This is a genomic window from Weissella oryzae SG25, assembly GCF_000691805.2.
Classification (GTDB): domain Bacteria; phylum Bacillota; class Bacilli; order Lactobacillales; family Lactobacillaceae; genus Weissella; species Weissella oryzae.
In genome coordinates this window covers 16,893-29,683 of the sequence record NZ_DF820495.1, presented here as the reverse complement: position 1 = coordinate 29,683, position 12,791 = coordinate 16,893, and the positions used below count along the sequence as shown (strand labels likewise).

The window sequence follows — 12,791 nt, the reverse complement described above, 5'->3', positions numbered from 1 at the left end:
TACGGGTTTATGCTAGTTTGAGCAAATGAAAGGTTAAAATATGACAAGGCTCTGCTATAATTGAAAATAGCGGCCACTCTGCATTGTGACCAGATATGAAGTTATTAAATAAATTTAGGGGTGAGTAGATCATGGCCAAGGAAATCGGCATTGATTTAGGAACGGCAAATGTCCTTGTTTACGTCGAGGATAAAGGTGTTGTTTTAAATGAGCCATCAGTGGTGGCAGTTGATACAAAGACGGAAAAAGTTTTAGCAGTTGGAACCGAGGCCTATCAAATGGTTGGTCGAACACCTGATAATATTCGGGCCGTTCGTCCATTAAAGGATGGAGTTATCTCTGATTTTGACATGACTGAGGCAATGTTAAATTATTTTATTGGTAAGCTTGGAGTTAAGAGTGCGCTATCACGGCCAAACATCATGGTTGCTGCACCAACAAATATTACCGAAATTGAGCGCAAAGCAATTATGGAGGCCGCTGAAAAAGCCGGCGCAGCTAAGGTTTATCTAGAATATGAGCCAAAAGTTGCTGCGATTGGTGCCGGTCTTGATATTTTTGCACCAATTGCCTCAATGGTGATTGATATGGGTGGTGGTACATCAGATATTGCAGTACTATCACTTGGTGATATTGTCTCATCACGGTCAATTCGGGTTGCTGGTGATCGACTAAATCATGATATTGCTTCTTATGTGAAGAATGAACATGGGTTGCAAGTTGGTGAACGGACGGCTGAACAAATTAAGATTGAGATTGGTACAGCGATTCCTGAAGAGGAACCGCAGAAGATGGAAGTTCGTGGCCGTGATAATTTCACTGGTATGCCACGTTCGATTGAACTTGATGCAAATGAGATTGAGTTAGCAATGCACGACACTTTAGCGCAAATTATTAAAGCATCACACGATGTTTTGGCTGAAATTCAACCAGAACTAGCCTCAGATATTATTGATCGCGGAATTGTGATGACTGGTGGTGGTGCGCTTTTGAAGGGGATTGATACTTTGATTGCCGGAAAGCTTGGCGTTCCAGTAATGATTGCTGATCATCCTTTGGATAATGTTGCCCGGGGTGCCGGCGAACTTCTTGAGAATATGAAACAGATGAAAGAGAGCAAGCGGAGGTAATCATGGCAAGAAATAATAAACCAGTAGCCGTTGAAATCAACGAGTTAAGTAATGATTTAAGCGAAGTAATGGTCAATAAGGTACGCTTAGGAACAATTAACGAAGCTAAGACACCCTTGCAAGTAGAGTACGCTGACAAACGCCTAGCAACTGCTAAGTCTTTCGATGAAGCGGTTAGTTTGCTGATTGCCGAGTACAACTTGCACCATTAATTGATAAGGTGGGGCATTATGTTTAAACGCTTTTTTAAAGCAGAAGGTGAGATTGATTGGGGGATTATCTTCGTCGTAATGATGTTGGCCTTAATCGGTTTAACCTCCTTGTTTGTTGCTGCTTCGCATGATTCACAAGTTGTGAGTGTTGCGCGGATGGTGGCGATGCAGGGGATTTGGTATGTATTAGGAATTATTGCCATTTTGGTAATTATGCGTTTTGATTCAGAACAGCTCTGGCGAATTGCACCATATATTTTCGGCTTTGGTATCTTTTTAATGTTGGCGGTCTTAGTCTTTTATTCAAGAGCTTATTACGCTACAACTGGTGGTAAATCGTGGTTTGCGATTGGTTCGCTAACCTTTCAACCATCCGAAATTATGAAGCCGGCGCTAATTGTAATGCTAGCGCGGGTAATTGCTAAGCATAATACTCAGTATGCAGAGCATACTGTTCAATCAGACCGTAAGTTGCTTCTTAAAATTATTTACTGGGTGCTCCCAGTGATAATTTTGATTTTGGCGCAACATGATTTTGGAACGATGTTGGTTTTCTTAGCAATTACTGCTGGGATGGTCTTAGTTTCGGGAATCACTTGGAAGATTTTAGGACCAATTTTTGGTGCAGCCGGTGTCTTAGGGACAGTCGTGATTTTGTTGGTTACGCAAAATTGGGGTCGCCGGATTCTTGGTGGCCTTGGTTTTCAAGCCTATCAATTTGCGCGTGTGGATGCTTGGATGAATCCAAGTGCTGACACCTCAAATTCAGGTTATCAATTATGGCAAGCCATGAAAGCAATTGGTTCAGGTGGTGTTTACGGGACGGGCTTTAACGTATCGCATGTCAATGTGCCGGTCCGCGAGTCAGATATGATTTTCTCGGTAATTGGTGAAAATTATGGCTTTATTGGGTCAGCTTTATTGTTGCTACTATATATGCTGTTGTTTTACCAAATTTATCGGGTGGTACGTGATACATCAAATCAGTACTATGCCTACATTGCAGCTGGAGTAATTATGATGTTACTCTTCCATATTTTTGAAAATATTGGTATGAACATCGGGTTAGTACCGTTGACGGGAATCCCATTGCCATTTATTTCACAAGGTGGTTCAGCTTTAATTGGTAATATGATTGGAATTGGCCTGATTATGTCAATGCGCTATCATCATCGAACGTATAGTTTGTCAAACCAAAATGGTTTTGCTTAACTAAATACAATTTAACAATGGGGAATAAGCAGGAGGAGTTAGCATGTTAACAATTGGTTTTATTGGTGCGGGAAACATGGCACAAGCAATGATGCGTGGATGGAGTTCAGTTGGTGAAGAACTAAGCCAATTAGTTTATTCACCAAGGTCAGCACAAAAAGTGGCCGCTGAGCTTGAAGGGGTAGAAGCAGTTGCTAGTCCAGCTGATTTGGTGGCAAAGGCTGATATGTTGGTCTTAGCAACACCAGTTGAGGCATTAGAGAGCGTTGCTGCTGAGATTAAGCCACTGTTGGCGAACAAGCCGGGTCTTATCATTGCCTCGGTTTTGGGCGGTGTACCATTGAATAAGTTACATGCTGCTTTGGGACAGCAAGCCCTAATTGTCCGCACTTTGCCAAATGTTAATGTTGCCGTTGGCGGTGGTTATACGGCCCTAGCTTTTGGTTCGGCTTTTGATGATGAGACTCGTGGTGCAATTGCAGGACTATTCTTGACTTTAGGCCGAGCTGAGGAATTACCAGAAGCTCAATTTGGGGCAGTTTCCGCCTTAGCTGGTTCAGGGCCTGCTTTTGTAGCTGGCTTTGTTGATGCTTTAGCCCAAGCAGGGGTAGCGAATGGTTTAGCCAGTCAGACGGCATTAAATTTGGCTAAGCAAACCATCTTAGGAACCGTTGAACACTTAAATACTTTGCAGATGACACCAACGCAACTAGCGGATTCAGTTATGACACCTGGTGGCTCAACGGCAGCTGGTTGGGATGCAATGCAAGCTGGTAATTTCAACGAATTAATCTTGCAAACTATCCAAGCAACGATGCAAAAAAACGCGGCAGCTGAATAAAAAAACTTTTATTAAAATAAAATCAATAAAAAGCTTGCCAAGGCTAAAAATAGCTGGTATTATAGATTTTGTTGTTACGGCGCAAGTCGTTAACACAAAACCTAATGGCCCTTTCGTCTAGTGGTTAGGACACAGGATTTTCATTCCTGCAACAAGAGTTCGATTCTCTTAAGGGCTATGACTAAAATCTTCTAAGTACTTTAATTAAGTATTTAGAAGATTTTTTTGTATTTAATTTGAGTCTAAGGTATAGCGCTAAATATGTTAGAATTAGGCCATTAAACTAATGAATTATGAGGTTGGACTGATGCGGAGTGAAAAGAATCAGCAACGTAAGCACAAACGATTGATTATTTGGTTGAGCATCTTAGCGATAGGTTTAGTAATTATCGTGAGCGCAGTGTTGCTTAATCAGCATCAGACCGCTGAAAAAAGCCGAGAAGCGGCATCTGCTAAGCGCAGCTCGCAACGTGCTAGTGAGAAGCAAGTTAGTGAACGTTCTAAGGCTAAATCAGAATCAAGTGCTAGAGCCAGTAGCAAAAAGGCCGAGCAGCAGGTGAAAGCTAGTAGTTCAAAAAGCAGTGCTACATCAAATAATTCGGCTTTTGAGAAGCTAGGGCAGCGGAGTCAGTTGGCAATTTTAACTCAGTGGGCTTGGGGCGGCAATGCAGATCCAGCCGCAACTTTTGCCGTTGCTGAGGGACAAAGTGGTGGCGTTATCTATATTCGGACGACGCATGGCGCAGGTACAGCTAGTCTTGGTGGCTGGATTAATGATACACGTAAGATTATTGATAATGGTGATGAGACCTTTACGATTTATACACCACAATATAACGGGACGCTTGATGGTAGTCCGATTCCTCTAAGTGCTGTTACTTGGGTAATGGGCGGGACAATTAGTGCTGAACAATTGTTGGCAAATTATCAAACTAGTGGCGCTCAACTAACTAATAGTATGGACTTATCACAACTATCAACTGCAGACCCAACCTTGTTAAAGTAGCTACCGTAATGGTGGCTTTTTTAGTATTCAGATAAATTACAAATATTATTAGCTTTTGTTTGCTTTGCCTTATCAGAATGGTATAATCACTCCAAGCTATTAGCTATATTAAATAAAAAACGAGTTTGATCTGGAGGCAGGAAATGGCTTTTTTGACTTTACGAGATATTCAAAAGTCTTATTTTTTGGGGAAAGAAGAGTTCCCAGTTTTAAAAGGTATTAACCTAGAATTTGAATTGGGTGAGTTTGTTTCGATTTTGGGTGAGTCAGGTGGTGGAAAATCCACTTTGATGAACATCATTGGTGGTCTGGACCGTGAATTTGATGGTGAGGTAACTTTTGAAGGAACCTTGTTAGATCATAAAAAAGAGAAGCAACTTGATGAGTATCGTCGTGGAACGATTGGTTATATTTATCAAGCCTATAACTTGATTAGTCATCTTACAGTTTTGGATAATGTATTGGTTTCTCTGGAAATGACTAACCTAAGTCAAAAGGAACGAATCAATCGAGCAACTGAGTTGCTTGAAAGAGTCGGTCTAGGCGACCAGATGAAGAAGCATCCAAATCAACTATCAGGTGGACAAAAGCAACGTGTGGCGATTGCCCGTGCACTCGCAGCTGATCCCAAGATTATTATTGCTGATGAGCCAACTGGAGCCCTAGATTCACAAAACACAGCTGAAGTTTTGACCCTATTAGAAGAAATTGCTAAAGAAGGCAAGTTGGTAATTGCGGTTACGCATTCCCAAGAGGTTGCTAATCATGGAACAAGGATTGTGCATTTAGCCGATGGTAAGATTGATGGTGACCAACGCTTAAAGCCAGCCTACCCAGTACCAACCGATAATGTGCAAATTGCTGATCGACCATTAAAGGCTAGCGCTTCATATAGTAATGCATTTAAGCATCTGCGGTATACTTTCTGGCGCAATTCTTTAATTATGTTGGGGACCGCAATTGGTTTGTTCGCTGTAATGCTCTTCTCTGGACTAGGTAATGGAATTAAAGCCTATATTGCCGACCAAGTTAATTCATTGGCTAACCCAACGGCGGTAACGGTTCAACGTTATAGTAAAAATGCAAATAGCCAACGTCCTGGTCAAGGTGAAGGTAGTTTAACAATTTCGAATAGTCAAGTTAAGCAGTTGGCAGACCTAACCCATGTAAAGCAAGCTGAACCAGGCTATGTTTTGGCAAATGGTCAGTTCCGCCTTGGAACAACGACCTATGCTTTGAATAACATGTCAACTTGGTCAGCCTCATATCAAACTAAAATCATTAAGGCTGGAACTAAACCTGGTAAAGATGAAATGGTTGTTGATAAAAATACTGTGGCTAAGCAGTATTCAAGCAAGGATTGGAAGTCAATTGTTGGTAAAAAGGTTACAGTTACCTGGGTCGCTGCTAAAGCTGACGGTACTCCAGTGCCTGTATCACGTGAATTGACTATCTCAGGGGTTGCTGATTTTGGACACAACCAAGTTACTAATTTGACGACCTATCAAACGGTCCAAGCAGCTAATAAGTCCGTTGGTGCAAGTACAGATGCAGCAATGGTGACCGTTAAGGTTAATGATGCTAAGAATGTTGATAGTGTTGCAAAGAAAATTAATGCAATCAAACAGGATGGTAAGCGACAATTTAATGCAATTACGATTGGTGATATCTTAGGAACAATTAACACGATTGTGACACTAGCAACGACCGTTCTTGCAGCAATTGCTGGAATCTCATTGGTTGTTTCAGCTTTGATGATTATCGTAACTATGTTTATGTCAGTTTCAGAACGAACTAAAGAAATTGGTATCCTACGTGCCCTTGGCGAAAGCAAGAAGGATGTGCGACGTCTATTTACAGCTGAGTCACTTTTGATTGGCTTCTTCTCATATATTTTGGCTTTGATTTTGGCCTTTGGTTTGGGTGCAATTTTGAATAATGTTTTGTACAAAATTGCTAAGTTTGATATGATTCAGCTTTCACTAACTAATATTATTACAACGTTAATACTAGCGATTGTAATTGCCTATGTTGCGGCACTTTTGCCAGCACGACGGGCAGCCAAGTTGAATCCTATTGATGCACTTTCAGCCGACTAAAACCTTAGAATATAGGCAAATAAAGGGGTGGATTTTGATGACAAATGATGACTTGCAGAGCTTATTGGTGAATTATCAGCCACAATCAGAACAAGAGCAGGCTGATTACCCATTTTTTCTAAAAGCAGCGCAAGATAAACAGAGTTTGACACGGAATAGCTTGGCTCATTTTACAGCCAGTGCCTTTGTTTTAAATCAAGCGCACGATCATGTGCTAGCCGTTTTTCATAAAATTTATCAAAGTTGGGGTTGGCTGGGCGGTCATGCTGACGGGAATCCAGATTTGTTAGCAGTAGCAAAAAAGGAGCTCTATGAAGAAAGTGGTTTAGTGGCTGTTCGACCATTACAAACAACTCCAATTTCTTTGGAAATGATTACAGTAGCAGCACATCGGCATCGGAGTCGTGGTTATGTATCGGCTCATTTACATTTGAATGCTACTTTCCTTTTTGAAGCTGATGATAGTAATTCACTGAAATTGAATGCAGATGAAACGGCAGGAATTGCTTGGCTGAGTTTGGAAGAATTTTTGACCAAAACAACTGAGCCTGAGATGCAAGTAATCTACACTAAAATTATTGAGCGAATAAAAAACAATTAGTTGTATAGATAAGTTCTTCTTAAATAAGAAGGACTTATTTTTTATGCGAATTAGGTGGGATAACTTGATAAAATTGGACTAGACCATTACAATTAAGAGTATAAAATCTTTAAAAAAGAGGCAAATGAAATGACAACGGTTTTAACACATGCAACGTTCTATACCGGTGAAGCTGATCCAGCCGTAATTAAAGATGGGTACGTACGATTCAATCAACAAATTGAAGCAATCGGTACCATGGCTGACTATGTGCCAGCTGCGGGGGATGAAGTCATTAACCTAACGGGGAAGGTAATTGTACCTGGGTTTATTGATGTACATACACATGGGGCGTATGGGTTTGACACTATGGATGGTAATCAAGACGACCTAGTTAAAATGGTGCGCAGTCAGATTACTGAAGGAATTACAACCGTTTTTCCAACAACAATGACGCAATCAACAGAATCAATCAGTCAAGCAATGCGGGCGATTAACGCAGCAGCGGCTGAAGAGCCCGCAATTGTCGGGGTTCATTTGGAGGGTCCTTTTGTTAGCCCGCACTATAAAGGAGCACAACCAGAACAATATATTATTGCACCTAGTGCCGACTTGGTTGCACAATGGAATGAATTATCTGGTAATCGGGTGCGCTTAATCACCTACGCACCTGAGGAGGCAGATGATTTGGCGGGCTTTGAAGAATACCTATTAGCGCATAATATTATTGGTTCAATCGGTCATTCAAATGCTAGTCGCGAGTTTTTACAGAACAATTCAAAGGCAAATCACATTACTCATTTGTATAATGCGCAACGGCCAATGAAACATCGTGATCCTGGTGTAACTGGGCATGCAATGTTGGAGGATAGTATCCGGACCGAATTAATCGTTGATGGGTTCCATGTAGCCCCTGATATGGTGAAGCTAGCTTATAAGTTGAAGTCGGCAAAGCGGATTGATTTAATCACTGATTCAATGCGGGCCAAAGGCCTGGGTGATGGTGTATCTGAATTGGGTGGCCAGACGGTTTATGTGAAAGATAAGCAGGCACGTTTGGAAGATGGTACTTTGGCTGGGTCAGTGTTAGAATTTGATGATGCCTTTAGAAATATAATTAACTTTACAGGTGCTTCGATACAAGAAGCAGTAGAAATGGCGGCAGTAAACCAAGCGGTTGAGTTTGGTTTGACACAAAAAGGGACTTTGCGGATTGGTAAAGATGCTGATATGAATGTATTTGATGGGAATCTAAGTTTACTGGCGACCTATTCAATGGGACGGCATTTTTCAAAGCAGGACCTGGTAATAAAGGAGGCCTAAAATGGCAGCACCCATTTACATTTCGATTCATGATGAGATTCGTGAAGCGATTGATGCCGGACGTTGGGCACCAGGTGATAAGATTCCAGCGGAACGTGAATTAGCGGAACAATTTGACGTATCACGGATGACTTTGCGCCAAGCAATTATGCTATTGGTTGAGGAAGGTGTTTTAGATCGTCGTGTGGGTTCAGGGACTTACGTTGCGGAACAAAAAGTACAAGACCGTTTGAATGGTGTGATGTCTTTTACAGAACTGATGAAAGTAGCCGGTAAAAAAGCCAGTTCAAAGACAATTACTTATCATATTGGGAAAGCCTCTGCTTCTGAAGTTGCCCATTTAAATTTAGCTGAAAACGCTGATGTATTAAGAATGGAAAGAGTTCGGTATGGTGACAATGAAGCAATTGCATTTGAAGTTGCCTCAATTCCGGCTGCCTTGGTAGAGGGGCTGACCCGTGAAGAGTTGACCAGCTCTTTGTATGAAACCTTGGGACAAGAACGCAATATTCATGTAGCTCGGGCGCAACAAACCGTGACGGCGGCGGCAGTTAATGAGCGAGTGGCCGAATTACTTGATATAAAGCGAGCCGATCCGGTTTTAATCATGCGACAAGTTTCTTTTGATGGTAATAATCAACCTTTTGAGTACGTGCGGACACAATACGTTGGTTCAAGATTCGAATTTTATTTTGAACATTAAACGTAAATTGACGAAAAGCTTGCGTAAGAGTTTACTTGCGTAAGCTTTTTTGTTACCATAGTAAAAGTGTTGAAAACTGCAGCGGGGTAACCGTAAGCTCGTCAACAATTTATCATCAATGTTTAAAAGCATTAATAGGTACTAGTACCCGCGCTGCAGCGGTGAACGTTCGATAAATTGCACGAATACGAGTTAGCTCTCTAGAACTCAACAAAATAAATTCTGGAGGACATTTTATATGTCACGTTATACTGGACCTAAGTTCCGTATCTCACGTCGTTTAGGCGTATCATTGTCAGGTACGGGTAAAGAAATTGCTCGTCGTAACTATGCACCTGGAGACCACGGTGCCGGCCGTCGTGCAAAGATTTCAGATTATGGAACACAATTGCGTGAGAAGCAAAAGGTACGTTTCTCATACGGTTTGACTGAGCGTCAATTCCACAATTTATTCAACAAAGCTGGTAAGATCCGTAAGGGAACTCATGGTGAGAACTTCTTGGCTTTGTTGGAGCGTCGTTTGGATAATATTGTTTACCGTTTGGGCTTGGCCTCAACGCGTCAACAAGCACGTCAATTGGTTAACCACGGTCACATTTTGGTCGATGGTAAGCGCGTTGATATTCCTTCATACGAAGTAAAGGTTGGACAAGAAGTTTCTGTTCGCGAGAAGTCAGCTAAGAATGTTTACATTCTTGCTTCTGTTGAAGCACAAGCTGGTGTATTGCCATTCTTGTCAATGGACAAAGAGAACCTTAAGGGTTCATTGGTACGCTTGCCAGAGCGTTCTGAAATCGATGGTGACTTTAACGAAAGTCTTATCGTTGAATACTACAACAAGTTGGGATAATTCTTTATCACTACTTGCTTGTTAAAAAAGGCCATAACTACTTAGGTAGCTATGGCCTTTTTTTAACATACATACAATATTTGGGTCATTCTATCGGACAATGAAGTCGTAAAAGATGATTTTTATGCCTAGTGTTCAAATTGTTGCGTTTAGTATTATTAAGTAAATATTAAACTCCCAAAGCAAGCACTAAGAATTTTTAGAAAATAACGCAGTAAGTGGCAGGCGTGATAGGCTGTATTTAGTATTATTCCGAAGTAAAAGGAGTTGTGGTCAGGGGACACCACTAGAAAAATGTATATGACACAAATAGGACATATTGTGATTGGCGTCATCGTGATCGCGGCGGCAATTTACTTAGCAATTTTTATATCACAGCGTTTGACTGCCCGTAAGGTAGCTAAATGGTTGGCACATAAAGCTGAACTAGCGGAAATTCCAATGCGTGACCGCTTAGTTGAAGGTCGTAAGATGAGCTTGACCGGACAAACGCTTAAACAATTTCAGACATTAGAAGACCGTTATAATAAATTAGAATCTGCTGGTTTCAATGCAATTGATAATCAAGCGAATGAAGTTTTATATGAATCACAAGGCTTAAATTTTGTAAAAACCCGTCGTGAAATGCGGACATTACAGGACTTGTTGGCTAATGCTGAGTCAACTATTGCAACTGTTACCCAAGGCTTGCAAGATTTAGCTGAATTGGATCAAGCGCATAAAGAAGCTGTTAAGGAGCTTGAAAGTAAGTATCAAGCACTTCGTAAGACACTGCTGTCACAGAATTTTAATTTTGGCCCAGCGGTTGAAAAACTAGAAGAAATCTTAGGTTCGTTGGAAGATGATTTTGCTGATTTCTCACGTTTGACCGAAGAAGGGGATCATGCGACCGCTTCTGGCATCTATGAAACGTTGGGGATGGAAACGACCCAATTGGAAGAGCGGATTGAGAGTATTCCACCACTTTTCGAAGTGTTGGATCAAAAGATTCCAGCCCAACTTGATGAAATCCAGAATAGCTATGAAGCTATGCTTGCAGCTGGCTTCCGTTTTGTAGAAGATATTTCAGATGAAATTGCGGCGATAAAAAAAGACCGCGACCAAAATTTGGACTTACTTGCCGAGTTGACTTTAAAGAAAGTTGCCGAGCGTAACAATCAGCTTGAAGCACGAATTGAAGATCTCTATGAAATTCTTGAACGTGAAGGCAACGCCCAACGCGAAGTTTTGGCTAATCAAGAAAATTTGCGCGCTTATTGGCACCATAATAAGCGGCAAAATCATGATTTATATATTGAGCTAGATCGCTTAAATCAAGATTTTGTTTTTTCTAAAGATGAAGCTGGTTTGGTCCGTTCTTGGGATATTCAACTGACAAATGTTGATAAGCAATTAACGCAGATTGAAAAGGCAATTAAGAAGCACGATGCAATTTATTCTGAGATGTTAGCCCCACAAAATGAAGCAAATGAGCGCTTAACAACGATTGAGCAAGAACAGCTTGAGATGTGGCAAACCATGCAGGAGTTGCCAAACTTGTTAAAGCAGACCCGAAATCGAGTGATGGTCTTAACTGATAAGTTGCGACAGATTCAGCGTAATGTTGAGCGTCAAAGCTTACCTGGTGTACCAGATAGTTATTTAAGTGCTTTTTATGCCGCTAACGATGAGTTGCAACGTTTGAAGCAACAGTTAGCATTGACACGGGTTAATGTTGATGACGCCCAGCGTCAACTAAGCATTGTGACTGCTGATATGGATACTTTGAAGGAAAAAACGGATAAGCTAATTGAGGATGCAGCGGTTACGGAACGTTTGGTAAGACGTGCTTTGGATTACCGAAATCATTCTGAAGTTGTACAGGCAACGCAACAGGCTCGTTATTTTTATGAAAAGCAATATGAATATGATCGTGCCTTGGCTACTTTGGGAACGGTGTTAGAAAACTTTGAGCCTGGAATTGTTGATACAACAATTAAGATTTATCGTCAAGAACAACAAGCATTAGTCGCTGGTTTTCAAGAACGTGATCAATAAAGTAGAAAATAATTGAATCAAATAAAACCCCATAAGTTGTTTTTTCCAACTTATGGGGTTTTAATTTGCTTTCAAAAAACATTTACCGAAACTATGGAAGCGATTTTTAATCTACTTTTTGGTAGAGGGGTAGAAGGATTTCATCAACTAAATTTTTAGTTTCATCATCTGTCATGGCCTGCCCTTCAAACATAATGAAATAGCGGGCTTGCTGGAAGGGTAGCAGTTTGGCACTTTGCGGAATGTCTTCACGTGCTTCGCCGCGTTCCTGGGCCCGAGCAAGGATGCGTTCGATAATAATAATATTACCGGTAGTGATGCCACCAATCTGTTCAGCTAAGGCTTTTCGGCCTTGCGTTTGTTGCCAAGCGATAAAGGGTAAGAAACCCTTAGGGAAACGATGGGCGTTTTTTCGAGTAAAGGTGAGCATATCAATTAAATCCTGCCGTAAGCTACCAGAATTAAAGGTAGCGTCCATAACAGTTCCTTGCCAGTCAGGGCTTTGCTGCGCATACCAGTGAGCAGCTTCATAGATTAAAGTATAAACATCGTCCCAATAACGATAAAGGACACTTCGAGTTGTGTGCGCACGGCGCGCTACATTTTGGAAGGTAACCTTTTCATAACCTTCATTTTCTAGTAGCCAGGTGGCAGCTTCATAAATGGCGGCTTTTAAGTCTTCGCCGCGTCTTCTTTGATTGTTTGTCATAAGTCTATTTTAGCCTAGCTTTTAAGGTAAATCAAATTAAAAGATACATAATGTCCTTTAATTAGTTGACCTGCCTTGTTTCTTGATAT

Annotated in this window: 12 protein-coding genes and 1 tRNA gene; 12 read left to right on the top strand and 1 reads right to left on the bottom strand. The window is 41.2% G+C overall.

Annotated elements, in window-relative coordinates; genetic code table 11:
- Positions 1-131: 131 nt before the first annotated feature.
- The 12 genes from mreB to TT13_RS08440 all read left to right on the top strand — a co-directional run bounded on the left by mreB (position 132) and on the right by TT13_RS08440 (position 11,993).
- Positions 132-1,130 (top strand): rod shape-determining protein, encoded by a 999-nt coding sequence (gene mreB, locus TT13_RS08495; RefSeq protein WP_027699586.1) that lies wholly within the window; start codon positions 132-134, stop codon positions 1,128-1,130.
- Between the two features lie 2 nt (positions 1,131-1,132).
- Positions 1,133-1,342, top strand: coding sequence for a DUF2969 family protein (locus tag TT13_RS08490; RefSeq protein ID WP_027699585.1), 210 nt, complete (start codon positions 1,133-1,135; stop codon positions 1,340-1,342).
- 18 nt (positions 1,343-1,360) lie between these two features.
- Complete coding sequence (locus TT13_RS08485) at positions 1,361-2,554, top strand: FtsW/RodA/SpoVE family cell cycle protein (protein ID WP_027699584.1); 1,194 nt, start codon at positions 1,361-1,363, stop codon at positions 2,552-2,554.
- 43 nt (positions 2,555-2,597) lie between these two features.
- Complete coding sequence (proC, locus tag TT13_RS08480; RefSeq protein ID WP_027699583.1) at positions 2,598-3,395, top strand: pyrroline-5-carboxylate reductase; 798 nt, start codon at positions 2,598-2,600, stop codon at positions 3,393-3,395.
- 106 nt (positions 3,396-3,501) lie between these two features.
- Positions 3,502-3,573: transfer RNA gene (locus TT13_RS08475), tRNA-Glu, on the top strand.
- Positions 3,574-3,702: 129 nt separating this feature from the next.
- On the top strand, positions 3,703-4,401 hold the full coding sequence (locus tag TT13_RS08470) for a hypothetical protein (protein ID WP_027699582.1): 699 nt from the start codon (positions 3,703-3,705) through the stop codon (positions 4,399-4,401).
- A gap of 143 nt (positions 4,402-4,544) precedes the next feature.
- Positions 4,545-6,500, top strand: coding sequence for an ABC transporter ATP-binding protein/permease (locus tag TT13_RS08465; protein ID WP_027699581.1), 1,956 nt, complete (start codon positions 4,545-4,547; stop codon positions 6,498-6,500).
- Between the two features lie 37 nt (positions 6,501-6,537).
- Entirely contained in the window at positions 6,538-7,101 is a 564-nt protein-coding gene (locus TT13_RS08460) for an NUDIX hydrolase (RefSeq protein WP_027699580.1), read from the top strand.
- Positions 7,102-7,230: 129 nt separating this feature from the next.
- Positions 7,231-8,403 (top strand): N-acetylglucosamine-6-phosphate deacetylase, encoded by a 1,173-nt coding sequence (gene nagA, locus TT13_RS08455; protein ID WP_027699579.1) that lies wholly within the window; start codon positions 7,231-7,233, stop codon positions 8,401-8,403.
- Between the two features lies 1 nt (position 8,404).
- Positions 8,405-9,106, top strand: a complete 702-nt coding sequence (locus tag TT13_RS08450) for a GntR family transcriptional regulator (protein ID WP_027699578.1) — start codon at positions 8,405-8,407, stop codon at positions 9,104-9,106.
- Positions 9,107-9,344: 238 nt separating this feature from the next.
- Positions 9,345-9,956, top strand: coding sequence for a 30S ribosomal protein S4 (gene rpsD, locus TT13_RS08445; RefSeq protein WP_027699577.1), 612 nt, complete (start codon positions 9,345-9,347; stop codon positions 9,954-9,956).
- Positions 9,957-10,256: 300 nt separating this feature from the next.
- On the top strand, positions 10,257-11,993 hold the full coding sequence (locus TT13_RS08440) for a septation ring formation regulator EzrA (RefSeq protein WP_052348605.1): 1,737 nt from the start codon (positions 10,257-10,259) through the stop codon (positions 11,991-11,993).
- Between the two features lie 106 nt (positions 11,994-12,099).
- On the opposite strand, the gene TT13_RS08435 is transcribed toward TT13_RS08440, so the two are convergent.
- Positions 12,100-12,702: a TetR/AcrR family transcriptional regulator gene (locus TT13_RS08435; protein WP_027699575.1), complete on the bottom strand. Its 603-nt coding sequence runs from the start codon at positions 12,700-12,702 to the stop codon at positions 12,100-12,102.
- Between the last annotated feature and the right edge of the window lie 89 nt (positions 12,703-12,791).

Excerpts from the sequence above, each read along its gene's own strand:
- mreB (WP_027699586.1), top strand. The coding sequence starts at position 132 with ATGGCCAAGGAAATCGGCATTGATTTAGGAACGGCAAATGTCCTTGTT.
- TT13_RS08490 (WP_027699585.1), top strand. The coding sequence starts at position 1,133 with ATGGCAAGAAATAATAAACCAGTAGCCGTTGAAATCAACGAGTTAAGT.
- TT13_RS08485 (WP_027699584.1), top strand. The coding sequence starts at position 1,361 with ATGTTTAAACGCTTTTTTAAAGCAGAAGGTGAGATTGATTGGGGGATT.
- proC (WP_027699583.1), top strand. The coding sequence starts at position 2,598 with ATGTTAACAATTGGTTTTATTGGTGCGGGAAACATGGCACAAGCAATG.
- TT13_RS08470 (WP_027699582.1), top strand. The coding sequence starts at position 3,703 with ATGCGGAGTGAAAAGAATCAGCAACGTAAGCACAAACGATTGATTATT.
- TT13_RS08465 (WP_027699581.1), top strand. The coding sequence starts at position 4,545 with ATGGCTTTTTTGACTTTACGAGATATTCAAAAGTCTTATTTTTTGGGG.
- TT13_RS08460 (WP_027699580.1), top strand. The coding sequence starts at position 6,538 with ATGACAAATGATGACTTGCAGAGCTTATTGGTGAATTATCAGCCACAA.
- nagA (WP_027699579.1), top strand. The coding sequence starts at position 7,231 with ATGACAACGGTTTTAACACATGCAACGTTCTATACCGGTGAAGCTGAT.
- TT13_RS08450 (WP_027699578.1), top strand. The coding sequence starts at position 8,405 with ATGGCAGCACCCATTTACATTTCGATTCATGATGAGATTCGTGAAGCG.
- rpsD (WP_027699577.1), top strand. The coding sequence starts at position 9,345 with ATGTCACGTTATACTGGACCTAAGTTCCGTATCTCACGTCGTTTAGGC.
- TT13_RS08440 (WP_052348605.1), top strand. The coding sequence starts at position 10,257 with ATGACACAAATAGGACATATTGTGATTGGCGTCATCGTGATCGCGGCG.
- TT13_RS08435 (WP_027699575.1), bottom strand. The coding sequence starts at position 12,702 with ATGACAAACAATCAAAGAAGACGCGGCGAAGACTTAAAAGCCGCCATT.